Consider the following 21,686-nt stretch of genomic DNA (forward strand, 5'->3'; position numbering starts at 1 on the left):
CCCATCCGTCTCGGGCGCGTACCCGCGCCGGCCGTCATCGACATCGCCGTCCACGGCCCTTTGAAGGGCCGGCCGTCGCGTCCGCGCTCCCAGGCACCGCAGCAGACAAACGGAGGACGCCGCGATGGCGGTCAGCAGCACCCCCACCCGCCCGGACCAGCCGGCTTCCCCCGCCCGCCGGCCGCGCGGCGAGGGCCAGTGGGCGCTCGGGCACCGCGAGCCGCTCAACCCCAACGAGCGGATCAAGAAGGACGACGACCCGCTGAACGTGCGGGACCGGATCGAGAACATCTACGCCCACCGGGGCTTCGCCTCGATCGACCCGCAGGACCTGCGCGGCCGGTTCCGTTGGTGGGGCCTCTACACCCAGCGCAAGGCCGGCATCGACGGCGGACGCACCGCCGTGCTGGAGCCGCACGAGCTGGAGGACGAGTTCTTCATGCTCCGGGTCCGGGTGGACGGCGGTCAGCTCAGCCTGGCCCAGCTCCGGGTGATCGCCGAGATCTCCCGGGAGTTCGCCCGGGACACCGCCGACATCACCGACCGGCAGAACATCCAGTACCACTGGATCCGGGTCGAGGACATGCCGGAGATCTGGCGCCGGCTGGAGGCGGTCGGCCTGCAGACCACCGAGGCGTGCGGCGACTGCCCCCGGATCGTGCTCGGCAGCCCGGTCGCCGGCGTGGCCCGCGACGAGCTGCTCGACCCCACCCCCGCGATCGACGAGATCGTCCGCCGGTACGTCGGCGACAAGCAGTTCTCCAACCTGCCCCGCAAGTTCAAGACCTCGATCTCCTGGCTGGTCGACACGCCGTACGAGGCGAACGACATCGCGTTGCTCGGGGTGGACCACCCGGAGCACGGGCCGGGCTTCGACGTGTGGGTCGGCGGCGGGCTCTCCACCAACCCGATGCTGGCCAAGCGGCTCGGCGTCTGGGTGCCGCTGCACGAGGTGCCGGACGTGTGGGCCGGCGTGGTCGGCATCTTCCGCGACTACGGCTACCGCCGCCTGCGCAACCGGGCCCGGTTGAAGTTCCTGGTCGCCGACTGGGGCGTGGAACGTTTCCGCGAGGTGCTGGAGAAGGACTACCTGGGCCGGGCCCTGCTCGACGGGCCGGCCGCGGAGCTGCCGGCGAAGCCGGTCGACCACATCGGCGTGCACCCGCAGCGCGACGGCGCCAACTACGTGGGCGCGGCCCCGGTGGTGGGCCGGGTCTCCGGCACCCAGCTCGCCGCGCTGGCCGACGTGGTCGAGGCGCACGGCAGCGACCGGGTGCGGCTCACGCCGTACCAGAAACTGCTCGTGCTGGACGTGGCGCCGGAGCGGACCGAGGAGCTGGTGACGGCGCTGCGCGGGATCGGCTTGGAGGCCCGGCCGTCGGCCTGGCGGCGCGGCACCATGGCCTGCACCGGCATCGAGTTCTGCAAGCTGGCCATCGTGGAGACCAAGCGGCGCGGCGAGGAACTGGTGGCCCGCCTGGAGGAGCGGCTGCGCGACTTCGACGCGGACATCTCCATCCACCTCAACGGCTGCCCGAACGCCTGCGCCCGCACCCAGGTCGCGGACATCGGGCTCAAGGGACAGCTCGTGGTCGGTCCGGACGGCCGGCAGGTCGAGGGTTTCCAGGTGCACCTCGGCGGCGGGCTCGGCATGGCCGCCGGGCAGACCGCCGGCTTCGGCCGCAAGCTGCGTGGCCTGAAGACGACCGCCGACGAGCTTCCGGAGTACGTGGAACGGCTGGCCCGCCGCTATCTGGCCGGCCGGACCGACGGCGAGAGCTTCGCCAACTGGGTGATCAGAGTCGACGAGGAGGAACTCCGATGAGTGATGCCCGATCTGCGCCTCTCTACTGCCCGTACTGCGGCGAGGAGGACCTGCGACCGCACGAGGCCGGGCACGGCGCCTGGGAGTGCCACGCCTGCGCGCGGGTCTTCTCGGTGAAGTTCACCGGCCTGCTGAGCCGGGCGGTGGACCGGTGACCGGCCTGCTCTCCGCCACCGGCCTGGGTCTGGTCGGCGCGACAGCGACCGTCCCGGTGGACGAGGCCCGGCGGGATCCGGAGGAGCTGCGCGCGCTGGCCGAGGAGGCCGGGCGGGAGCTGGCGGACGCGCCCGCGCTGGAGATCGCCCGCTGGGCGGCGCAGACGTTCGGCGACCGGTTCTGCGTGACCAGCTCGATGGCGGACGGCGTGGTGGCGCACCTGGTGTCCCGGGTCGCCCCCGGCGTCGACGTGGTGTTCCTGGACACCGGCCTGCACTTCCCGGAGACGCTCCGGGTGCGCGACGAGGTGGCCCGGCGGATGCCGGTGCGGGTCCGCTCGATCCGGCCCCGGATGACGGTCGGCCAGCAGGACGGCCAATACGGCCCCCGCCTGTTCAACAGGTCCCCGGACGAGTGCTGCCAGCTGCGTAAGGTGGAGCCGTTGGAGCGGGCGCTGGCCGGGTACGACGCCTGGGCCGCCGGGCTGCGCCGGGACGAGTCGCCGACCCGGGCCAACACGCCCGTGGTCGGGTTCGACCCGCGACGCGGCAAGGTCAAGGTGAACCCGATCGCGGCCTGGACGCAGCGCGAGGTGGACGCGTACGTGGCCCGCCACGACATCCCGGTCAACGAGCTGTTCGCCCGGGGCTACGGCTCGATCGGCTGCTGGCCGTGCACCCGCCGGACGAAGGCGGGGGAGGACCCTCGGGCCGGCCGGTGGGCGATGTTCGAGAAGACCGAGTGCGGCCTGCACACCTGACGGGCGTGCCGCCTGTGGTGCTGGTGGCGCACGGCAGCCGTGACCCGCGCGCGGCGGAGGCGACCCGGGCGCTGGCCCGGGCGGTGGCGACCGCCTGCCCGGGCCGGCCGGTGCTGCCGAGCTGGCTCGACCACACCGATCCCGGGCCGGCCGACGTGCTGCGCGACCTGGCCGCCGACGGGCACTCCCGGGTGGTGCTGGTGCCGTTGCTGCTGACCGCCGCGTACCACCGGAAGGTGGACATCCCGGCGGCGGTGGCGGCGGCCGGCGCCGGCCTCGACGTGCGGGTGACGGAGGTGCTGGGCCCGACCGGCGGCGTGGTCGACGGCCGGTTGCTGGCCGCGCTGCGGCGCCGGCTGGGCGAGGCGGCCGGCGTGGACGCGGACGCGGTGGTGCTGGCCGCGGCCGGCACCCGCGATCCCGGTGCCCGCGCCTCGGTGGGCCGGGTGGCCGCGGCGCTCGGCGCCGGCCTGGGCGTGCCCTGCCGCGTCTCGTACGCCTCGGCGGCGCCCCCGGAGGTCGGCGGCGCGGTGACGCGGCTGCGCGCGGCGGGCGCCCGCCGGGTCGCGGTGGCGGCCTACTTCCTGGCCCCGGGCCGGTTCCACGACGGGGTACGCGCGGCGGCCCGCTCGGCGGGCGCGGTGGCGGTCGCCGAACCGCTCACCGACCTGCCGGAACTGGCCGACCTGGTGCGTCGACGGGTGACGGCGGCAGCGGACTGACCGGAGCGGACAGCGCGACGCCCCGGCCGGGATCCCGGCCGGGGCGTTCGCGCGTGATGTGGGTCAGGCGGAGTGAGCGCGCAGCACCCGGAGACCGCCGCGGCGCTTGACCGCGCGGCGCTCCTCCTCGCTCATCCCGCCCCAGACGCCGGCGTCCTGACCGGACTCCAGCGCCCACTGCAGGCACTGGTCGGTCACGGGGCAGCGCCGGCAGACGGCCTTCGCCTGCTCCACCTGCAGGAGGGCCGGACCGGACGTCCCGATCGGGAAGAACAGCTCCGGGTCCTCGTCGCGGCAGACCGAATCGTGGCGCCAGTCCATGGCGGCAACACTCCTCATTCTTAGTGGATGGCTGGATAACGCTTTGTTGCTATTCCTATATGCATCCGCATTGCCGATCGGTGACGGTCAGCATCCGTCAATTCGGCGCTGCGTGAGCAGGCTGCTGGCCCCCGGACCTGCTGGAACAGCTCAACCTGACGAGCATATCCAGGCAATGTCGCGGTAACACGAGTTCGCTTGTGAATACTTTCACGAACTACAGCGATGTCAAGGGTGACGCTCGGAAAAACTCCGAACAGTGAGCGGGCTCACCACCCATTTGTCCCGGTTTACGAGGGCTCTCGTTACCCGGCGTGCCACAGTCGAGGATCAATATAGTACGGTCTGCGTGACGTTGCTGACATTTCCGGCACCCTTCCTCGGCGTGGCGGCCACCTCACCCTGTGCGGTGGGAGGTCCGCGTCAACCGACGGGGATACCCGAGACCTAGCAGATTACTCTCAGTGCGGCCGGCACGGAGGTGAATCTGACTTTTTCCCGTTCGCCGAGATAGTCGCCGTCCAGCTGGAACGGCAGCGGACGCGTCGCGACCAGCGTGAACTCCGACAGGTCGTGCAACCGGAGCACCTGCTTGCCGTGCGGATCGGGCTGCCGGGAGAAGAACTGGGTCACCGTCCGTGCGGTGCTCGCCACCTTGAGCTGCCGGATGGCCAGCACGTCGAGCCCGAGGTCGAACGACGCCTCCGGATTCGGATTGATCTCCCGGTCGCCGAGATACGTCCACGGCGCGGTGTTCTGGATGATGGCGGTCGCCAGCTCGGTCGCCGGGGCCTCACCCGGACGCTCCAACGTGATCGGCGGGTGCCGGCGGTCCGAGCCGACGAAGTACTGGCTCGCGGTGGAGCGGAAGTAGAGCGCCGGCGTGGAGACCCGCCCACGCTTACGCGCCTGCTCCACCCGGCGGATGACGGCCGCGTCGAGCCCGAAGCCCGCGCAGAACGTGAAGTAGCGGTCGTCCGCCCGGCCCAACCCGATGGTGCGCGAACGGCCCAGCCGCAGCCCTTCCAGGATCATGCTGGTGCCGTCCGGCCACTCCCGCGGCAGGCCGAGGGCGCGGGCGAAGACGTTCGTCGAGCCGCCCGGCACGGTGGCCAGCGCCGGCAGTCGCTCGGCCGACGTCGGCCCGGTGCGGAACGTCGGCGGCTCCGCCGCCATCAACCCGTTGACCACCTCGTTGACCGTGCCGTCACCGCCGAGCGTGACCACCAGGTCGACACCCTCCTGGGCGGCCTCCCGGGCCAGATCCATGGCGTGGCCCCGTCGGCGGGTGTAGCGCACCGACAGGTCGACTTCACTGCGCAGAGCCCGGACCAGCACGTCCCGGCTGCGCTCGCTTGTGGTGGTGGCCTTCGGATTGACCACCAGGACGGCCCGCATGGGCGGCACATTACCGCGCCTACCCGCCGGTATCGTGGCGGCCGTGACGATCGACTCCGACCCGCTCCCCGGCCCGCTCCGCGCGGCGGTGCTCCTGCTGCGCGCCGAGGCGGTGGCGCTCGGGCTGGTCGCGGTGTGGCTGATCTGGTCGGATCTCACCGCGACGACCACCGACCTGACGTCCGCGCTGCTGGTGACCGCGTTCGCGGTCGGCGGCGCGGCGGCACTCTGGGCGCTCGGTGGGGCCTTGTCGCGCCGGCGGGCCGGTGCCCGCGCGCCCGCCATCGTGCTCCAGCTCATGCTGATGCCGATCGGGTTCTTCATGATCCAGGGCGGGATGGGCTGGCTCGGCGTGCCACTGATGGCGCTCGGGCTCGGCGTCGTCGGACTGCTGGTCAGCGGCCCGACGAACCGGGCGCTCGGCTTCGGCGACCCGGCCGGCCGCTGACCGCCCACCGGTGCGTCCGCGCCGTGGCCGGTCGCACCGGGCCGGCGCGACCCCCGGCCCGGACCCGTCAGAAGCCGCCGGAGCGGCGGGTCAGCAGCGAGATGGTGGCCCGGCCGTCGGACGCCCGGGCACCCGCCGAGGTGGTCAACGCGGTGAGCACCTTCCAGGCGAAGGACGACTCGGACGGGAGCGTGGCCCCTCGCACGGTCGGCACTGTCACCTCGACGGTGAGCGCGTCCTCGGTGACCGCGAAGCGGCACTCCAGCTCGGCGTCGCGGGTGGCGATGGCGAGCAGCATGGCGCACGCCTCGTCGACCGCGATGCGCAGGTCCTCGATCTCGTCGAGGGCGAACTGGAGCCGGGCCGCGAGCCCGGCCGTGGCGGTGCGGAGCACGCCGAGGTAACCACCGTCGGCGGGCACGGTGAGGTGCACGACGTCGTCATCCGTCGTCGGCTGCCCGGTCAGTTGAGTCACGCCTCATCCCCCCGGTGCGGGACTCTACCCGGTCAGGCGGCCGGGCGCGTGGGTGCGGGCGTCGCCTGTGCGGCGAGATCGCGCAGAGCGGCCCCGGCCAGCCGGTACGGCGTCCACTCGTCCATCGGCGTGGCGCCGATCGCGGCGTAGAACCGGGCCGCCGGATTCCAGTTGATCATCCACCACTCGAGTCGCCGGTAGCCGCGCTCGACGCAGATCGCGGCCAGGGCGGCCAACAGCAGCCGGCCGGCGCCGGTGCCCCGGGCGTCCGGCCGGACGTAGAGATCCTCCAGGTAGATGCCGTGCACGCCGGCCCAGGTGGAGAAGTTGAGGAACCAGAGGGCGAAGCCCACCGGCCGGTCCTCGGCGTCCACCGCGACGTGCCCGAACAGCGCCGGGTTCCCGCCGAAGAGCGCGGCGTGCAGCTGCTCGGTGGTGAGGTGGCACTGCTCCGGTGCGCGCTCGTACGCGGCGAGTTCGTGCACCATGACGACGACGGCCGGCACGTCCTCGGGACGTACCGGCCGGATCGTCGGTGCCGTGGCGGGCGACGTCACGCCTGCTTGGTCTCCCAGAAGATCTTGGAGATCTCGTCGATCTTCGAGAGCAGTTCGTCGGCCTTGGCCGGGTCGGTGCCACCCTTGGCGCCGGCCGCGCCGGCCAGCTTGGTGGCCTCGTTGAAGAGCTGGTGCAGGTGCGGGTACTTCTCGAAGTGCTGCGGCTTGAAGTAGTCGGTCCAGAGCACCCACAGGTGGTGCTTGACCAGGTCGGCCCGCTGCTCCTTGATCAGGATGGCGCGGGTGCGGAACTCCGGATCGGTGTTCGCCTGGTACTTCTCGCAGATCATTTTGACCGACTCGGCCTCGATCCGGGCCTGAGCCGGGTCGTAGACACCGCAGGGCAGGTCACAGTGGGCACTGGCGGTCGTACGGGGCATGAGGATGCGAGGAAGGCGCATCAGGGTCCTCCACGGGATGTTTGCGATGATCCAAGACGACATTACTCCTGGAGATGCTTTCCAGCGGGCGGGAGGTGAAACCCGTGCTGCCCGTCCTGATCACCGGTCCGTCCATGTCGCCGACGCTGCGCCACGGTGACGCGGTGCTGGTCCGCACCGGTGGCCGCCCGGTCCGCCCCGGCGACGTGGTGATCGCGGTCTTCCGCAGCCGCCCCGACCTGCTGGTGGTCAAGCGCGCGGTCGAGCCGCGGGACGGCGGCTGGTGGCTGCGCGGCGACAACGACCTGGTCACCGACGACTCCCGGGCGTACGGGGTGGCCGACGTGCGCGGCCGGGTGGTGCTCCGCTGGTGGCCGCGCCCCGGCCGGATCAGGGGCGGACAGGGGTAGTGGTGGATATGACCCCGCTCACATCCTGGGAGCCGGTGCGTGACTATGCTCGGAAAGTGCCCGGGTGACCCCCCGCACCGCCGCCCCGCCGGTCGCTGACCTCCGCTGACCGCGCCGGCCGGTCCGTCTGCTCGACAGATCCTGGAGTCACCATGTCTGCGTCCACCCCGGACCCCGCCGATCCCGTCTTCCGACTGCACGTCGGCGGCAAGATGGCCGTCGCCTCCACCGTGCCGCTGACCAGCCGGGAGGACCTCTCCCTCGCGTACACCCCCGGGGTGGCCCGGGTGTGCGAGGCGATCGCCGCCGATCCCACGCTCGCCGACACCTACACCTGGGTGTCGCACACCGTCGCCGTGGTCACCGACGGCTCCGCCGTGCTCGGCCTGGGCAACATCGGCCCGCGTGCCGCACTGCCCGTGATGGAGGGCAAGGCGGTGCTGTTCAAGCAGTTCGCCGGCGTGGACGCGGTGCCGGTCTGCCTGGACACCCAGGACGTGGACGAGATCGTCGCGACGGTGAAGGCGCTCGCGCCCTCGTTCGGCGGCATCAACCTGGAGGACATCAGCGCGCCGCGCTGCTTCGAGGTGGAACGCCGGCTGGACGAGGCGCTGGACATCCCGGTCTTCCACGACGACCAGCACGGCACCGCGATCGTGGTGCTGGCCGCGCTGCGCAACGCGGCGACGCTGCTCAACCGCAAGCTCGGCGACCTGCGGGTGGCGGTCAGCGGCGCCGGCGCGGCCGGGGTGGCGGTCACCAAGATGCTGATCGCCGGCGGCGTCGACCCGGCCCGGGTGGTGGTGTGCGACTCGCGCGGCATCATCGGCCGGCACCGCGAACTCACCGGCACCAAGGCCGAACTGGCCGACTTCACCAACGCCGACGGCCGCCAGGGCGACGTCACCGAGGCGCTGCGCGACGCGGACGTGCTGATCGGCGTCTCCGGCGGCCAGATCCCCGAGGCGGCGGTGGCCGGCATGGCCCCCGGCGGCATCGTCTTCGCGCTGGCCAACCCCACCCCGGAGGTGCACCCCGAGGTGGCCGCCCGGCACGTCGCGGTGGTCGCCACCGGGCGCAGCGACTACCCCAACCAGATCAACAACGTGCTCGCGTTCCCCGGGGTGTTCCGCGGCGCGCTGGACGCCGGGGCCACCCGGATCACCGACGCGATGAAGGTGGCCGCCGCCGACGCCATCGCGGGCGTGGTGGCCGAGTCGCTCACCGCCGACGCGATCGTGCCGTCCCCGCTCGACCCGCGCGTCGCCCCCGCCGTCGCCTCGGCGGTGGCCGACGCCGCCCGGCGCGACGGGGTCGCCCGCCGCTGAGGTGTAAGGAGGGGCCCCTTCTTAACGCCTCCGGTAGAGGAAGGGCCCCTTCTTAACGCCCGCTCAGCTTGTTACCGTGCCGATCATGCGTGCTGCCTATGCCTCGGCCTTCGACGCCGACAACCCGCTCGCCGCGCTCGCCGTCGGCGACCGCCCCGAGCCGACCCACCCGCAGGACGACTGGGTCACCGTGCGGGTGCGGGCCAGCTCGCTCAACCACCACGACCTCTGGTCGCTGCGCGGCGTGGGCCTCACCGCCGACCAGCTCCCGATGATCCTGGGCTGCGACGCGGTCGGCACCGACCCGGACGGCAACGAGATGGTCATCTACCCGGTCGTGCCCACCCCGGGCGACCCGCGCGGGGTCTCCATCCTCTCCGAGCACTACCAGGGCACGTTCGCCGAGCTGGTCGCCGTACCCCGGATGAACCTGCTGCCGCTGCCCGACGGCCTGTCGGCCACCGACGCGGCGTGCCTGCCCACGGCCTGGCTCACCGCGTGGCGGATGCTCACCACCAAGGGCCGGGTCGCCGACGGCGAGTCGGTGCTGGTCCAGGGCGCCGGGGGTGGCGTGGCCACCGCGGCGGTCGCGCTCGCCGTCGCGCTCGGCAAGCGGGTGTACGCGACCAGCCGCGACGCCGCGAAGCGGGAGCGGATCGCCGAACTGGGCGCCACCGCGCTGGAGCCCGGCGCCCGGCTGCCCGAGCGGGTCGACGTGGTGATCGAGACGGTCGGCGCGGCCACGTTCGACCACTCGCTGAAGTCGGCCGCCCCGATGGCCCGGATCGTGGTCTCCGGCGCCACCGCCGGGCACGAACCCACTGTCAACCTGCGCCGCGTCTTCGCCATGCAGCTGGAGATCCTCGGCACCTCCATGGGCACCCCGGACGAGCTGGCCGAGCTGCTGGCGTTCTGCGCCGAGCACGGGGTCCGCCCGGTGGTGGACCGGGTGGTGCCGTTCAGCGAGATCTCCGAGGCGTTCGCGCGGCTGCACTCCGGCGAGGTCTTCGGCAAGGTGGTCGTCGACCACACGGCGTGAGGCCGGCGTGGTGAGAAGGGGCCCCTTCTCGACCGGAGGCGTTAAGAAGGGGCCCTTCCTTACAGCCGGTCGTCGAGGGTGGCGAGGTTGCCGCGGGTGGCGTCGGCCGGGAGGCGTTTCTTCGCGGCGGGGTCGCCGTAGAGGGTCCAGCGGAGGAACTCGACTGTGGTGTCGGCGACCACCCGCAGCGCCTTCCCGTCGCCGAGCAACGCCCGACCGTGGTCGCCCTTCGGCAGGCTGAGCATCGCCTTCGGCCACGGCACCGCGTCGAAGACGGCCTTGCCGGCGGCGTAGGACACCACCTCGTCCGCCTCGCCGTGCACGAACATCTGCGGCGCCGCCGCGCCGGCGAACGCGGTGCCCACGCCGAGCGCCGTGCCGGCGAACACGATCCCCGCGTCCAACCGCTCGTCCCGGCCGGTGGTGAACAGGCCGATCGTGGTCACCCCGCCGGCGCTGTGCCCGGTCGCGGCGACCCGCTCCGGATCCAGCCGGCCGCGCAGCGGGTCGCCCGCCGCCTCGCCGAGTGCGAGCACCCGGGTCAACACGTACGACACGTCGGCCGGCTGGTTGAGCACGTCCAGCGGGTTGCCGTCACCGCCCCGGCCGGTGTGCGGGAAGCGCGGCGCGGCGACCACGAACCCGGCCGCCGCCCAGCGGGTCAGCAGCACCTCGTAGTCCTCCGGCCGGGCGCCCAGGCCGTGGCTGAACAGCACCACCGGGAACCGCCCGGTGGCCGCCCGGGCGGACCGCTCGGCCGGGCCGCCGGCCGTGCCCGTCGCCGGATACCAGAGCGTCACCGGCAGCGGCCGGTCGCCGTCGCGGTTCAGCTTCAGCTGGCGTACCCCGACCGCGAAGCTGTCCGTGGGCGCCTTGCCGGCGGGTACCCGGGGACCGGGCGTGGTGGCCCGCGGTGGGCTGTCGGGAGCGGGCCGCCCGGCCGGGGCCGCCGGCGGCCCGGAGCAGCCGGCCAGACCGACGCCGAGCAGCGCGACGGCAACGAGGGCAACGGGACGACGGCGCATGAACCCGATTGTGCCTCGCGATCTGAAGGAGGGGCCCCTTCTTAACGCCTGCGGTAGAGGCGGGGCCCCCGCTTGACACCTCGCGGGGCGGTGCGGCGGGTCAGGCCGGCGGACGGTCGCCGACCGACGCCCGGAGGCGGGCCAGGTCGGCGGCGTCCTTGGCGCGGCGGGGACGCTCCGGCATCCAGACCGGGAACATCTCCTTGAACTCGATCTGTGCGGTGACCCTGATCACCGGTGCCACCAGCGAGCCGATCCGGCCGGGCGGGGCGGCCAGCATCCCGTCCGGCAGGGCGGTGCCGGCCCACGGCCCGGCGCCGACGACCACCCGGCCGGCCGGATCCCGCTCCAGGTAGGCGAAGCTCAGTTCCACGTCGTCGCGGAGCAGGTCGAGCTGCTTCGCGGCCGGCATCCGGGGATCGGGACGCCAGCCCCGCCCACCGAGCAGGGTGGCCAGCCCGTCGGCGTCGTGCCGCCAGCAGTACCAGTCGACGTCGACGTGCGGGCGGCTCACCGCGCCGAGGTGGAAGTCCATCGCCCAGCCGCCCCGCAGCCAGACCTCGATCCCGGCCCCGCCGGCCAGGTCGACCACCTCACCGATCGTGTCCAGTTGCCGCCCGGTCAACTCGTCCATCGCGGCAACGCTACCGCCGACGGGGTGAAGGCGGGGCCCCCTGTTAACGCTTTCGGTAGAGGCGGGGCCCCCTGTTAACACCCGGCGGGAGGCGGCGGCGTTGCGACGAGCGGCCCGCCGCCCGCGGCCCGCGGCCCGCGGGCGGTAGGCGGTGGCGGCCGCGGGTGGCGGCCCGGTGGGCGGTGGGCGGCGGGCGGCGGGCGGCGACGTACGGGCGGGTGGCGGGCGGCGGCGGGGCGCCGGGTACGGGCGGCCGGCGACAGGGTGCCCGGTGAGGTCAGGCGGGGAAGGAGCGGGTGGTGAAGGCGGTGACGCCGGGCGTGGTGGCGTCGGCGGGGAGGCGGCGCAGGGCGGCCCGGTCGCCGTAGAGCGTCCAGCGGAGGAAGTCGGTGGTGGTGGCGAGCACCTCCGGGAAACCCGGCCGGCCGGGACCCAGATACTCGCCGTGGCCCTGGCCGCGCAGGCTGAGGAACGCGGCCGGCCCGAGACAGCGGGCGTACGCGGCCCGGCCGATCGACTGCGGGACGATCTTGTCGGCGGTGCCGTGCACGAAGAGCACCGGCGCGAGCGGCCGGACCGGGCCGATGACCGGCCGGCCACCGGCGATCACGATGGCCGCCCGCAGCGGGACCGGTGGCGCGGACACGAACATGCCGAGGGTGGTGTGCCCGCCCGCCGAGTGCCCGGCGGCGGCGAGCCGGTCCATGGCCAGGTGCGCGCCGAGCGGGTCACCGGGGCGGGTGCTCAGGCCGACGAGGTGGCGGACCAGCCGCCAGGCGTCGGCCGGTTGGTTGCGGACGTCATCGCGGCTGAAGTTCCGGGCCCGCCGGTTGGTACGCGGATAGGTGGGCGCGACCACCACCAGGCCGGCGGCCGCCCAACGGCTGGTCAGCGGCGCGTGCAGCGCGGGCAGGCTGCGCAGCCCGTGGCTGTAGACGACCACCGGGAACCGTCCGGCGGCCACCGGCGCCCCGGCCCACACCCTCGGCCCGGTCTTCGTGCCGAGGCTCGGCGCGACGGCCGGTCGACCCGGCCCGGACCGATCGGGTGCGGGCGCCGCGTGAGAGGTCACGTCGACGGCCGGACCGGAGGAGGGCGGCGTGGGCACCGTGCCGGAGGAATGACTGTCGACGGCCGGACCGGAGGAGGGTGGCGCGGGCACCGTGCCGGGGGATGGGCTCTCGGCGGCCGGACCGGGCGCCGTGCGGGACGGGACGCCCGTGGCCCGGCCGGGGGAGGCCGGCGGGTCCACCGGATACCAGACGGTGACCGGCAGGGGGCGAGGGCCGTCCGGGTCGACGGTGAACTGGCGCATGCCCACCGCGTACGGGCGTTCGGGCGCGGGCCGGACGGCGGCCGGGACCGGGTCGGAGGTCGCGACGGCCGGCCCGCAGCCGGCCAGCAGCGCTGTCGTCAGCGCGGCCACCAGCCGCTCCCCCCTCACCCCTGCACGGTAAGCGGCCGAGCGGTCGACGCGCGCCCGCCGTCCGGCCGGGCCGGGCCTCCACCGGCCGGACCGGTTTCGCCGGGACCGGGACGCCGTGGGCGCGGGCGCCGGCCCGGCGGGGCACTCGGGTCCGGCCGGTTTCGCTAGGGTCACGCGCATGACTGAGAACTACACCGATCCGAGCGGCAACACGGCGCAGTTCCGTGCCTTCGTCGACGCGCCCGACTCGGCGGCGGCAACGTCGTCGGCCCCGTCCCGGCTGCCGCTGATCGCCGGGCTCGGCGTGGCCGTCGTGGTCGTCGTCGCCCTGGTCGCCTGGCTCGCGCTGGGCTGACCCGCCCCGCGCCGGGCAGGGCCGCGCCGGGCAGGGCCGCGCCGGGCCGCGCCGGGCAGGGCCGCGCCGGGCCGCGCCGGGCAGGGCGGGAGGTCAGGCGAGCACCTCGCGGGTCTCGCGGGCGATCTCCCGCTCCTCGTCGGTGCCGACCACGAGCACCGTGACCTCCGCGCCGGCCGGTGAGACGGCCCGGTCGCCCGTACCGTCGTTGCGGGCCGGGTCGACGGCGATGCCGAGCCGTTCCAGCCCGGCCAGCGACGCGGCCCGGACGGCGGCGGCGTGCTCGCCGACCCCGGCGGTGAAGGCGATCGCGTCGACCCGCCCGAGCAGCGCGTAGTACGCGCCCACGTAGCCGGTGATCCGGCGGCAGTAGACGTCGAACGCCAGCGCGGCCGCCGGGTCGCCGGCGTCCCGGCGGGCCAGCACCTCCCGCATGTCGTTGACGCCGGTGAGCCCGAGCAGGCCACTGCGGTGGTTGAGCAGGTCGTCGATCTCGTCCACGCCCATGCCGCCCTCGCGGCGCAGGTGGAAGATGACGGTCGGGTCGAGGTCGCCGCTGCGGGTGCCCATCACCAGGCCCTCCAGCGGTGACATGCCCATCGAGGTGGCCACGCTCCGGCCGCCGGCCACCGCGCAGGCGCTGGCGCCGTTGCCGAGGTGCAGCGTGATGGTGTTCAGCTCGGCGTACGGCCGGTCGAGCAGTTCGGCGGTCCGCCGCGACACGTACGCGTGCGAGGTGCCGTGGAAGCCGTACCGTCGCACGTCGTACCGTTCGGCGGTGGCCCGGTCGATCGCGTAGGTGGCGGCGGCCTCGGGCAGCGTGTGGTGGAACGCGGTGTCGAAGACCGCGACCTGCGGGGTGTCCGGCAGCGCCTCCCGGGCGACCCGGATGCCGGCCAGGTTGGCCGGGTTGTGCAGCGGGGCGAGCGGGACGAGTTCCTCGATCGCGGCGACGACCGCGTCGTCGATCAGCACCGGGGCGCTGAACCGCCGCCCGCCGTGCACCACCCGGTGCCCGACGCCGGCCAGGCCGGTGAGGTCGAGCCGGTCGATGATCTCCCGCACGGCGCTCTCGTGGTCGGCCGGGCCGCCGCCCGGCTCGCCGACCCGCTCCACGGTGCCCTTGTCGAGGACGTCGTCGCCGTCGTACAGCCGGTACTTGACCGACGAGGATCCGGTGTTGAGGACCAGGATGCGGCTCATTCCGACGCCTCCGTGGCGGCCTGGATGGCGGTGATCGCCACCGTGTTGACGATGTCCGGCACGGTCGCGCCCCGGGACAGGTCGTTGACCGGCCGGCGCAGGCCCTGCATGACCGGGCCGACCGCCACCGCGCCGGCCGAGCGCTGCACCGCCTTGTAGGTGTTGTTGCCGGTGTTCAGGTCCGGGAAGATGAACACGGTGGCCCGTCCCGCCACCGCGCTGTCCGGCAGCTTGGTGGCCGCGACCTGCGGGTCGATCGCCGCGTCGTACTGGATCGGGCCCTCGACCAGCAGCTCCGGCCGGCGTTTCCGGACCAGTTCGGTGGCCGCCGCGACCTTCTCCACGTCCGCGCCCGCGCCGGAGCTGCCGGTGGAGTAGGACAGCATGGCCACCCGGGGCTCGATGCCGAACCGGGCCGCGGTGTCGGCCGACGAGATGGCGATGTCGGCGAGCTGGGCGGCGTCCGGGTCCGGGTTGACCGCGCAGTCGCCGTAGACCAGCACCCGGTCGGCGAGCAGCATGAAGAAGACGCTCGACGCGACCGAGACGCCGGGCACGGTGCGGATGATCTCGAAGGCCGGGCGGATGGTGGCGGCCGTGGTGTGGGTGGCCCCGGAGACCATCCCGTCGGCGCGACCGGCCTGCACCATCATGGTGCCGAAGTAGTTCGGCTGCGCCACGACGTCGTACGCCAGCTCCGGGGTCACGCCGCGGTGCGCGCGGAGCTTCGCGTACGCGGCGGCGAACTCGTCCCGCCACTCGCTGGTCGCCGGGTCGACCACCTGTGCGTCGCCGACGTCGACGCCCAGCTCCCGGGTCCGCCGGGCGATCTCGTCCGGCCGGCCGAGCAGGGTGAGGTCGGCGACGCCCCGGCGCAGCAGCACCTCCGCCGCGCGCAGGATCCGCTCCTCGGTGCCCTCGGGCAGCACCAGCCGGCGGCGTCGGGCCCGGGCCCGGTCGATCAGGTCGTTCTCGAACATCAGCGGGGTGACCCGGGCCGAGCGGGTGACCCGCAGCCGGCGGGCCAGGTCGTCGGTGTCCACGCAGCGCTCGAACGCGCCCAGCGCGGCCTCCACCTTGCGCGGGTTGGCGGTGCTGGGGCGGCCCTCGATCCGGCTGGACGCCTCGACCGTGTCGTAGCTGTCGCTGGTCACCGAGAGCACGGCCAGCCCGGTGTTCATCCGCTCGACCAGCCGCATGGCGCGCGGGTCGGGCTGCTCGCCGAGCGTGAGCACCAGCCCGGCCAGCGAGACCTGCCCGGCCACGTGCGCGGCGCCGGCGGCGACCAGCAGGTCGGCCCGGTCGCCGGGGGTGATCACCAGCGCCCCGTCGGTGAGGTGGTCCAGCAGCGTCGGCACGTGCGCGGCGCCGACCACGTAGTCGAGCACGTCGCGGTCCAGCGCGGCCTGGTCGCCGGCGAGCCGGCTGGCGCCGAGCGCCGCCGCCACCTCGGCCACCGTCGGCGCCGACACGGTCGGCACCTCCGGGATGGTGTACGCGGGGACCGGCAGCTCGGGCGCCGTGATCGGCTCGGGCACCCGGTTGGCGACCACCGCGACCACCGTCGCGCCCAGGTCGGCGAGATCGTGGTACGCGCCGCGCATCGCGGCCGCGATCGCTTCGGGTGGCTGCCCGAGCCCGTCCACCACGGGCACCACTACGCTGCCGAACTCGGTCGCGAGGCGGGCGTTGAAGGCCAGCTCGCGGGGGCCGGCGCCGTCGCCGTCGGCGAAGTCGCTGCCCACCACCACGACGGCGGGGCAGCGCCGCTCCACCTCCCGGTAGCGGGCCACGATCCGCGAGATCAGTTCCTCCCGCCGGCCGTTCGCGACCAGGTCGGTGGCCTCGGCGTACGTCGCGCCGTGCAGCTCGTCGACCGGCAGTTCCACCCGGTAGCGCTCGGTGAGCAGGGCGAGGATCGGGTCGATGCCGTCGCCGGCCACCAGCGGCCGGAACGCGGCGATCCGGCCGACCTGCCGGGACAGCAGCTCGGCCAGCCCGAGCGCCAGGGTCGACTTCCCTCCGCCCGATCCCACGCTGGTCAGGTACACGCTGCGCGCCACGCCCCCACGCTACAAGATCGCGGTAGCCCTCGCCCGGGTCCTTGGACCCGCCCGCTCCCGCCCCGCCGCCCGCCGATCGGGCAACCGCCACCAGGTGGCGGGGTGCTGCTCACCCTTCCCGTCGATCTTGGACTTGTGGCACCTCACAAGAGCCGTGAACCAAACATTCGGGGCACCACAACTCCAAGATCGGCGGTGCGGGGGTGGCCGGGCGGCGGGGATGGTCAGGCGGGGGTGGGGGAGGTTGGGGTGGGGGAGGTTGGGGTGGGGGCGGGGGTGGGGGTGGCGGCGCGCAGGAGGGCGTCGCTCTTCGCCACCCAGGCCGCGCCGAAGGCGAACACGGCGAGCGTCTCGCACCACAGCACCGGCTTGACGGTGTGCCGGACGTCGTCGGGAAGCTGCGTGCTGGCCAAGGCGAGCGCGATCGCCAGCACGATCAGCCCGCCGCAGACCCGGTAGAAGATCACCGCCGAGCGGCGCGGCGGTACGCCTGCGGTGTCCGGGCGGACGAACAGCACCAGGCAGAAGGTCGCGAGCAGGGCGAAGAGGCCGGCGGCCGCGACCTGGTGCACCACGCCGGCGGTCCGGTCCAACCCGTCGACCGTGACGGCCGGCGCGCCGGTGGTGGTGGGGAAGAGGGCCACCGTCACGGCCAGGACGCCGGCGACGGTGCCCAGCACGTCCTCCGGCCGGCGATAGCGGTAGCCGATCAGGAAGACGCCGACGGCGCACATCGACCCGACGAAGACGTCCCGCATCTCGGAGTGGTAGTAGCCGCTGAGCGAGTCCAGCAGGGTGAGTCGCCGGGTGGCGGCCATGTGGCCGACCACCAGCACGATCGGCAGCGCGAGGCCGACCGAGCCGACACCGAGGCGCAGGTGGCGCACCGTCACCGCGTCCTGCGGTGGTTTGTGGCTCCCGGGGTTCATACCTCAACAGTGGACGTCACGCAGCGGAACTAGTCAAACGCGAACCGTCACTCATCATCCTCGTCGTCGAGGCGGGCCAGCCAGGTGGCGAACCGCTCGACCGGGGTCTCGAACTCCGGGTTCAGGTCGACGAAGTCGCGCAGGCGCTCGCCCAGCCACTCCAGGCTGACCTGCTCGTCGCCCCGGCGCTCGACCAGCTCCTCGATGCCACGGTCGGTGAAGTACACGATCGTCCTCTCGTTCGTACGGCAGCGGCCCGCCCCGGTGCCGGGACGGGCCGCTGCCGGCAGTGTCACGGGCGGGGCAGGGCCGCCTCGATCAGCGCGTTCTGCTCGACCTCGTGCATCTTCGCCGAGCCGACCGCCGGGGCGGCGGCGGCCGGGCGGGAGATGCGACGCAGCCGCACCTCGGGCAGGTGCTCCAGCAGGTTGAGCGCGACGAACGACCAGGCGCCCTGGTTGGCCGGCTCCTCCTGGACCCAGGCGAAGTCCTCGGCGTTCGGGTACTGCGCCAGCGCGGCGCGGACCTCGTCCACCGGCAGCGGGTAGAGCTGCTCCATCCGGAGGATCACGGTGTCGGTGACACCCCGCTCCTGCCGGGCCTGGAACAGGTCGTAGTAGACCTTGCCCGAGCAGAGCAGCACCCGCTTCACCTGCTCCGGCGCCGGGGCGCCGGTGTCGGCCAGCACGGGCTGGAAGGTGCCCGTGGTGAAGTCCTCCACCGACGACACGCAGAGCTTGTGCCGCAGCAGCGACTTCGGCGTGAACACCACGAGCGGCTTGCGCTTGGGCGACAACGCCTGGCGGCGCAGCAGGTGGAAGTAGTTCGCCGGGGTGGTCGGGATGGCCACCCGCATGTTGTCCTCGGCGCACTGCTGGAGGAACCGCTCCGGGCGGCCGGAGGTGTGGTCCGGCCCCTGACCCTCGTGGCCGTGCGGCAGCAGCAGGGTGACCGCCGAGCGCTGGCCCCACTTCACCTCGCCGGAGGAGATGAACTCGTCGATCACCGACTGGGCGCCGTTGACGAAGTCACCGAACTGGGCCTCCCAGGCCACCAGCGCGTTGACGTTCTCCACCGAGTAGCCGTACTCGAAGCCCATGGCGGCGTACTCCGAGAGCAGCGAGTCGTGCACGAAGAAGCGGGACCGCTCGCCGTCGGCGGTGAACGTCTTCAGCGGCAGGTAGTCGTCGCCGGTGCGGGCGTCGACGATCGAGGCGTGCCGCTGGACGAACGTGCCGCGCCGCGAGTCCTGCCCGGCGAGCCGGACGGTCACTCCGTCGTGCAGCAGCGCGCCGAAGGCGATGATCTCGCCGAAGCCCCAGTCGATGTTGCCCTCGACGGACATCTTCCGGCGCCGTTCCAGCAGCTGCTGGATCCGCTTGTGCGGGGTGAAGCCCTCGGGCAGGTTGACGTGCGCCTCACCGATCGCCTTCACCACCGAGGCGTCGGTGGCGGTGTCGACCTGCGGCTCCGGCTCGTCCTCCCGCTTCGGGCGGCTGAGCTGGCGCGGCGTGGTGGCGGCGTCCCGGGTGGCCTTGAAGACGCGTTCGAGCTGGGCCTGGTAGTCGCGCAGCAACTCCTCGGCGTCCTCCACGGTGATGTCACCGCGCCCGATCAGCTCCTCGGTGTAGAGCTTGCGGACCGACCGCTTCGAGTCGATGATCTTGTACATCTGCGGGTTGGACATCGACGGGTCGTCGCCCTCGTTGTGCCCGCGCCGGCGGTAGCAGACCAGGTCGATCACGACGTCCTTGTTGAACGCCTGGCGGTATTCGAACGCGAGCCGGGCCACCCGGACCACGGCCTCCGGGTCGTCGCCGTTGACGTGGAAGATCGGCGCCTGGATCATCCGGGCCACGTCGGTGCTGTAGAGGCTGGACCGGCTGTATTCCGGGGCGGTGGTGAAACCGACCTGGTTGTTGACCACCACGTGCACGGTGCCACCGGTGCGGTAGCCGCGCAGCTGGGACAGGTTGAGCGTCTCGGCGACCACGCCCTGCCCGGCGAAGGCGGCGTCACCGTGCACCGCCAGCGGCAGCACGGTGTAGCCCTCCAGCTTGAGGTCGATCCGGTCCTGCTTGGCCCGGACGATGCCCTCCAGCACCGGGTCGACGGCCTCCAGGTGCGACGGGTTCGCCACCACCGACACCTTGACCGCGTGGTCGCCGTCCGGGGTGGTGAACTTGCCGTTCTGGCCGAGGTGGTACTTCACGTCGCCCGAGCCCTGCGTGGACCGCGGGTCGAGGTGGCCCTCGAACTCGGAGAAGATCTTCTCGTACGGCTTGCCGACGATGTTGGCCAGCACGTTGAGCCGGCCGCGGTGGGCCATGCCGATGACGACCTCGTCCAGCCCGGCCTCGGCGGAGGACTCCAGCACCTCGCCGAGCAGCGGGATCAGCGACTCGCCGCCCTCCAGCGAGAAGCGCTTCTGGCCCACGTACTTCGTCTGCAGGAACGTCTCGAACGCCTCGGCGGCGTTGAGCCGGTTGAGCACGTGCTTCTGCTCGTCGGAGCCGGGCTTCTCGTACTTGCGCTCGACCCGCTCCTGGATCCAGCGCCGCTCCTCCGGGTCCTGGATGTGCATGTACTCGATACCGACACGCCGGCAGTAGGAGTCGCGCAGCACGCCGAGGATCGAACGCAGCTTCATCCGCTGCTGGCCGGCGAAGCCGTTGACCGGGAAGACCCGGTCCAGGTCCCACAGCGTCAGCCCGTGTTGGAGCACGTCCAGGTCGGGGTGCTTGCGGATCTCGAACTCGAGCGGGTCGGTGTCGGCCATCAGGTGGCCGCGCACCCGGTACGCGTGGATCAGCTCGTGCACCCGCGCGGTCTTGTTGATCTGGCCTTCGCTGTCGACGGCCACGTCGCGCATCCAGCGCACCGGCTCGTACGGGATGCGCAGCGAGGTGAAGATCTCGTCGTAGAAGCCGCGCTCGCCGAGCAGCAGCTCGTGCATGACCTTGAGGAACTCGCCGGACTGCGCGCCCTGGATGATCCGGTGGTCGTAGGTGCTGGTCAGCGTGATGACCTTGCTGACCGCGTTCTCCGCCAGGGTGGCCTCGCTCATGCCCTGGTAGGGGGCCGGGTATTCCATCGCGCCGACGCCGATGATGGCGCTCTGCCCCTGCATCAGGCGCGGGATCGAGTGCACCGTGCCGATGCCGCCCGGGTTGGTCAGCGAGATGGTGGTGCCGGAGTAGTCCTCCATGGTCAGCTCGTTGCGGCGGGCGCGCCGGACCACGTCCTCGTACGCCTGCCAGAACTGCCGGAAGTCCATCTGCTCGCAGGCCTTGATGGACGGCACCACCAGGTTGCGGGAGCCGTCCGGCTTGGCCAGGTCGATGGCGATGCCGAGGTTGACGTGCTCGGGGCGGAGCATCGCCGGCTTGCCGTCGACCTCGGTGAAGGAGTTGTTCATCTCCGGGTGCTCGATCAGCGCCCGGACCATCGCGTAGCCGATGAGGTGGGTGAAGCTGACCTTGCCGCCGCGGCCCCGGGCCAGGTGGTTGTTGATCACGATGCGGTTGTCGACCACCAGCTTCGCCGGGACCGCCCGCACGCTGGTGGCGGTCGGGACGGCGAGCGAGGCGTCCATGTTCTGGACGATCTTGGCAGCCACGCCGCGCAGCGGGGTGGTGCCGGCGGTCGCCGCCTTGGCGGCCGGCTTGGCCGGGGCCGCCTTCTTCGCCGGGGCCGGCTCGGCCGCCTTCGCCGCCGGCTTGGCGGCGGGCTTCTCGGCCGGCTTGGCCGGCGCGGCCTTGGCGGGGGCCGGCTTCTCGGTGACCGTGGCCACCGCCTCCTGCTGCTCGGCGGGCTCCGGCGCGGCGGCCGGCTTGGCCGCCGGCTTCTCCGGGCGCGGGGTGGCGGCGCCGGGTGCCGGCCGGTAGTCGGCGAAGAAGTCGTGCCAGGCCGAGTCGACGCTCGATGGGTCGGCGAGGTAGCGCTGGTACATCTCCTCGACGATCCACTCGTTCGGGCCGAAACCCGCCAGTGGGTTCTCCTGCGATGTCTGCTGGGTCGACACGGCCGCTAATCGCCTCTTTCACGCGGTTGTGAATGTCACGCGGTGGGCTCCCGCGCCCGGTTCACCGGGGCACAGGAGACGGATCCCAGGCTACGCCGTGCGATTGCCGCAGGCATTCTCGCCTCCGGCTGGTGGCCCGTTTCACAGAAGATGCCAGAAGTTCGGCAAACGCTGCGTGTTCCGTCGACTCCTGCTAGACGACGACAGG

General features: G+C 73.1%; 22 protein-coding genes. 9 read left to right on the forward strand and 13 right to left on the reverse strand.

The genetic code is table 11. From position 1 onward, the window contains the following. The first annotated feature begins 124 nt into the window (after positions 1 to 124). Genes O7598_RS04300 through O7598_RS04315 form a run of 4 tightly spaced genes read left to right on the forward strand, consistent with a single transcriptional unit; the run spans position 125 to position 3,463 of the window. Positions 125 to 1,825 carry a nitrite/sulfite reductase gene (locus tag O7598_RS04300; protein WP_269690110.1) on the forward strand — a complete coding sequence of 567 codons (1,701 nt, stop codon included), beginning with the start codon at positions 125 to 127 and terminating at the stop codon, positions 1,823 to 1,825. After that, on the forward strand, positions 1,822 to 1,980 hold the full coding sequence (locus O7598_RS04305; RefSeq protein ID WP_269690111.1) for a hypothetical protein: 159 nt from the start codon (positions 1,822 to 1,824) through the stop codon (positions 1,978 to 1,980). Before O7598_RS04300 ends, O7598_RS04305 begins: the two co-directional genes overlap by 4 nt. Continuing rightward, positions 1,977 to 2,741, forward strand: a complete 765-nt coding sequence (locus O7598_RS04310; RefSeq protein ID WP_269690112.1) for a phosphoadenylyl-sulfate reductase — start codon at positions 1,977 to 1,979, stop codon at positions 2,739 to 2,741. The genes O7598_RS04305 and O7598_RS04310 overlap by 4 nt, the downstream gene beginning before the upstream one ends. Next, a complete protein-coding gene (locus O7598_RS04315) occupies positions 2,723 to 3,463 on the forward strand; it encodes a sirohydrochlorin chelatase (RefSeq protein ID WP_269690113.1) in 741 nt (246 codons plus the stop codon). The genes O7598_RS04310 and O7598_RS04315 overlap by 19 nt, the downstream gene beginning before the upstream one ends. Before the next feature lie 63 nt (positions 3,464 to 3,526). Here the strand turns inward: O7598_RS04315 and O7598_RS04320 are convergent, their stop codons facing one another. Next, the gene (locus O7598_RS04320) at positions 3,527 to 3,784 is read right to left on the reverse strand and encodes a WhiB family transcriptional regulator (protein ID WP_013288358.1); all 258 of its coding nucleotides are present in this window, start codon (positions 3,782 to 3,784) and stop codon (positions 3,527 to 3,529) included. Positions 3,785 to 4,231: 447 nt separating this feature from the next. After that, a complete protein-coding gene (locus tag O7598_RS04325) occupies positions 4,232 to 5,182 on the reverse strand; it encodes a diacylglycerol/lipid kinase family protein (RefSeq protein WP_269690114.1) in 951 nt (316 codons plus the stop codon). A 43-nt stretch (positions 5,183 to 5,225) separates the two neighbouring features. Here O7598_RS04325 and O7598_RS04330 point away from each other — a divergent pair, with 43 nt between their 5' ends. Further along, positions 5,226 to 5,630, forward strand: a complete 405-nt coding sequence (locus O7598_RS04330; RefSeq protein WP_269690115.1) for a hypothetical protein — start codon at positions 5,226 to 5,228, stop codon at positions 5,628 to 5,630. Positions 5,631 to 5,697: 67 nt separating this feature from the next. On the opposite strand, the gene O7598_RS04335 is transcribed toward O7598_RS04330, so the two are convergent. The 3 genes from O7598_RS04335 to sodN are packed head-to-tail and all read right to left on the reverse strand — an operon-like array spanning position 5,698 to position 7,063. After that, positions 5,698 to 6,105: an ATP-binding protein gene (locus tag O7598_RS04335; protein WP_269690116.1), complete on the reverse strand. Its 408-nt coding sequence runs from the start codon at positions 6,103 to 6,105 to the stop codon at positions 5,698 to 5,700. 32 nt (positions 6,106 to 6,137) lie between these two features. Further along, on the reverse strand, positions 6,138 to 6,662 hold the full coding sequence (locus O7598_RS04340; protein ID WP_269690117.1) for a GNAT family N-acetyltransferase: 525 nt from the start codon (positions 6,660 to 6,662) through the stop codon (positions 6,138 to 6,140). Then, positions 6,659 to 7,063: a superoxide dismutase, Ni gene (gene sodN / locus O7598_RS04345; RefSeq protein WP_091068755.1), complete on the reverse strand. Its 405-nt coding sequence runs from the start codon at positions 7,061 to 7,063 to the stop codon at positions 6,659 to 6,661. The genes O7598_RS04340 and sodN overlap by 4 nt, the downstream gene beginning before the upstream one ends. A 53-nt stretch (positions 7,064 to 7,116) precedes the next feature. Between sodN and O7598_RS04350 the strand changes: the two genes are divergently transcribed. The 3 genes from O7598_RS04350 to O7598_RS04360 all read left to right on the forward strand — a co-directional run bounded on the left by O7598_RS04350 (position 7,117) and on the right by O7598_RS04360 (position 9,819). Then, positions 7,117 to 7,452, forward strand: a complete 336-nt coding sequence (locus O7598_RS04350) for a S24/S26 family peptidase (protein ID WP_269690118.1) — start codon at positions 7,117 to 7,119, stop codon at positions 7,450 to 7,452. Between the two features lie 152 nt (positions 7,453 to 7,604). Further along, entirely contained in the window at positions 7,605 to 8,780 is a 1,176-nt protein-coding gene (locus O7598_RS04355; RefSeq protein WP_269690119.1) for an NAD(P)-dependent malic enzyme, read from the forward strand. 76 nt (positions 8,781 to 8,856) lie between these two features. Then, positions 8,857 to 9,819 carry a zinc-binding dehydrogenase gene (locus O7598_RS04360; protein ID WP_269690120.1) on the forward strand — a complete coding sequence of 321 codons (963 nt, stop codon included), beginning with the start codon at positions 8,857 to 8,859 and terminating at the stop codon, positions 9,817 to 9,819. A gap of 59 nt (positions 9,820 to 9,878) precedes the next feature. Here O7598_RS04360 and O7598_RS04365 read toward each other — a convergent pair whose 3' ends face one another. From O7598_RS04365 to O7598_RS04375, 3 genes are all read right to left on the reverse strand, one after another. After that, positions 9,879 to 10,844 (reverse strand): alpha/beta hydrolase family protein, encoded by a 966-nt coding sequence (locus O7598_RS04365; RefSeq protein WP_269690121.1) that lies wholly within the window; start codon positions 10,842 to 10,844, stop codon positions 9,879 to 9,881. A gap of 100 nt (positions 10,845 to 10,944) precedes the next feature. Next, complete coding sequence (locus O7598_RS04370; protein ID WP_269690122.1) at positions 10,945 to 11,478, reverse strand: nucleotidyltransferase domain-containing protein; 534 nt, start codon at positions 11,476 to 11,478, stop codon at positions 10,945 to 10,947. A gap of 277 nt (positions 11,479 to 11,755) precedes the next feature. Continuing rightward, positions 11,756 to 12,922: an alpha/beta hydrolase family protein gene (locus O7598_RS04375; protein ID WP_269690123.1), complete on the reverse strand. Its 1,167-nt coding sequence runs from the start codon at positions 12,920 to 12,922 to the stop codon at positions 11,756 to 11,758. A 160-nt stretch (positions 12,923 to 13,082) separates the two neighbouring features. On the opposite strand from O7598_RS04375, the gene O7598_RS04380 reads away from it, so the two are divergent. Then, entirely contained in the window at positions 13,083 to 13,259 is a 177-nt protein-coding gene (locus tag O7598_RS04380) for a hypothetical protein (protein ID WP_269690124.1), read from the forward strand. Positions 13,260 to 13,352: 93 nt separating this feature from the next. Here O7598_RS04380 and O7598_RS04385 read toward each other — a convergent pair whose 3' ends face one another. From O7598_RS04385 to O7598_RS04405, 5 genes are all read right to left on the reverse strand, one after another. After that, a complete protein-coding gene (locus O7598_RS04385) occupies positions 13,353 to 14,462 on the reverse strand; it encodes an acetate/propionate family kinase (RefSeq protein ID WP_269690125.1) in 1,110 nt (369 codons plus the stop codon). Further along, on the reverse strand, positions 14,459 to 16,525 hold the full coding sequence (gene pta, locus O7598_RS04390; protein WP_269690126.1) for a phosphate acetyltransferase: 2,067 nt from the start codon (positions 16,523 to 16,525) through the stop codon (positions 14,459 to 14,461). The genes O7598_RS04385 and pta overlap by 4 nt, the downstream gene beginning before the upstream one ends. Positions 16,526 to 16,749: 224 nt before the next feature. After that, positions 16,750 to 17,454, reverse strand: a complete 705-nt coding sequence (locus O7598_RS04395; RefSeq protein ID WP_269690127.1) for a hypothetical protein — start codon at positions 17,452 to 17,454, stop codon at positions 16,750 to 16,752. Between the two features lie 47 nt (positions 17,455 to 17,501). Beyond that, positions 17,502 to 17,681, reverse strand: a complete 180-nt coding sequence (locus O7598_RS04400; RefSeq protein WP_091068787.1) for a DUF6104 family protein — start codon at positions 17,679 to 17,681, stop codon at positions 17,502 to 17,504. A gap of 65 nt (positions 17,682 to 17,746) precedes the next feature. Then, entirely contained in the window at positions 17,747 to 21,478 is a 3,732-nt protein-coding gene (locus tag O7598_RS04405; RefSeq protein WP_269690128.1) for a multifunctional oxoglutarate decarboxylase/oxoglutarate dehydrogenase thiamine pyrophosphate-binding subunit/dihydrolipoyllysine-residue succinyltransferase subunit, read from the reverse strand. Positions 21,479 to 21,686: the final 208 nt, after the last annotated feature.

Origin of the sequence: Micromonospora sp. WMMC241 (assembly GCF_027460165.1) — a bacterium.
Lineage (GTDB): Bacteria > Actinomycetota > Actinomycetes > Mycobacteriales > Micromonosporaceae > Micromonospora > Micromonospora humi.

What these genes read in the sequence shown, in the direction of transcription:
- O7598_RS04370 (WP_269690122.1), bottom strand. Translation starts at nt 11,478, where the DNA reads ATGGACGAGTTGACCGGGCGGCAACTGGACACGATCGGTGAGGTGGTC.
- O7598_RS04355 (WP_269690119.1), top strand. Translation starts at nt 7,605, where the DNA reads ATGTCTGCGTCCACCCCGGACCCCGCCGATCCCGTCTTCCGACTGCAC.
- sodN (WP_091068755.1), bottom strand. Translation starts at nt 7,063, where the DNA reads ATGCGCCTTCCTCGCATCCTCATGCCCCGTACGACCGCCAGTGCCCAC.
- O7598_RS04385 (WP_269690125.1), bottom strand. Translation starts at nt 14,462, where the DNA reads ATGAGCCGCATCCTGGTCCTCAACACCGGATCCTCGTCGGTCAAGTAC.
- O7598_RS04350 (WP_269690118.1), top strand. Translation starts at nt 7,117, where the DNA reads ATGCTTTCCAGCGGGCGGGAGGTGAAACCCGTGCTGCCCGTCCTGATC.
- O7598_RS04325 (WP_269690114.1), bottom strand. Translation starts at nt 5,182, where the DNA reads ATGCGGGCCGTCCTGGTGGTCAATCCGAAGGCCACCACCACAAGCGAG.
- O7598_RS04380 (WP_269690124.1), top strand. Translation starts at nt 13,083, where the DNA reads ATGACTGAGAACTACACCGATCCGAGCGGCAACACGGCGCAGTTCCGT.
- O7598_RS04300 (WP_269690110.1), top strand. Translation starts at nt 125, where the DNA reads ATGGCGGTCAGCAGCACCCCCACCCGCCCGGACCAGCCGGCTTCCCCC.
- O7598_RS04305 (WP_269690111.1), top strand. Translation starts at nt 1,822, where the DNA reads ATGAGTGATGCCCGATCTGCGCCTCTCTACTGCCCGTACTGCGGCGAG.
- O7598_RS04320 (WP_013288358.1), bottom strand. Translation starts at nt 3,784, where the DNA reads ATGGACTGGCGCCACGATTCGGTCTGCCGCGACGAGGACCCGGAGCTG.
- O7598_RS04365 (WP_269690121.1), bottom strand. Translation starts at nt 10,844, where the DNA reads ATGCGCCGTCGTCCCGTTGCCCTCGTTGCCGTCGCGCTGCTCGGCGTC.
- O7598_RS04395 (WP_269690127.1), bottom strand. Translation starts at nt 17,454, where the DNA reads ATGAACCCCGGGAGCCACAAACCACCGCAGGACGCGGTGACGGTGCGC.